Origin of the sequence: Bradyrhizobium sp. CCBAU 65884, assembly GCF_028128835.1 — a bacterium.
Taxonomy (GTDB): domain Bacteria; phylum Pseudomonadota; class Alphaproteobacteria; order Rhizobiales; family Xanthobacteraceae; genus Bradyrhizobium; species Bradyrhizobium ottawaense.
On record NZ_LBJU01000024.1, the window covers coordinates 1 to 767 of the forward strand.

Sequence of the window (767 nt, forward strand, 5' to 3'; positions counted from 1 at the left end):
ATCGCGGCCGGCTTCAGATCGGAACGGTGGCCGACAATTGATCGGAATGCCCGCCGGCTTCACGTCGGAATCCGCACATTGCTGGAGCCATTTGCGCCGGCGCTTCGTCAAATTGGTGCGCAACAGCAAGTCACCGATCGCCGAGGCCGCTGTTCGGCACATCGCGCAGCTTTACGCCATCGAAGCCATGGTGCGCGGCTCGTCGCCGGACATCCGGTTGGCCGCGCGCAAGGAGCACTCGCTGCCAATGGTCGCCGCGTTAAAGTCGTGGTTCGAGAAACAGCTGTCATTGATCTCCAGCGGTTCGACCCTCGCCGAGGATATCCGCTATGCGCTCAATCAAGTTTGCCTTCACCTGCAACCCGCGACGGGATCTGGCGCTGCGCTACGCCGATGGCTCCGCACCAGCTCCCGTCGCTACCACCGCCCGTTCGGGTAAATCCAACAGCCGGGGCGAACTCAGGACTGGATAAAACTTGGGGGCAAGGTCAAACGCCTAACTGTTCCGCAGCCGGTTCTGTCTCGCATTCAAAACGGCATTGCCGTACCGGATCACCCTGCCAAGCGCATCAACGAACTGCTTCCTTGGAACTGGCAGCCTCAAAGCGTCGCCCCACGCCGCTTAAGCAGGATCAGCCTTCCGCCCACGAACGGCCCTAGGAGACCTCGGATGTGATCGCCCGCTTTACCCCCCGGCGGGTTTCATTCGCCTCCAAGCAGAAAGTCGTGAGCCAACGCGCGCAAAGCCCATCTCAAGAACAAAAAAT

General features: G+C 60.8%; 1 protein-coding gene. It reads left to right on the forward strand.

Annotated features, from left to right (window positions below; translation table 11 throughout):
• On the forward strand, positions 1–439 hold a 439-nt coding region (locus tag XI03_RS01570), incomplete at its 5' end, for an IS66 family transposase (RefSeq protein WP_271591096.1).
• Positions 440–767 lie beyond the last annotated feature (328 nt).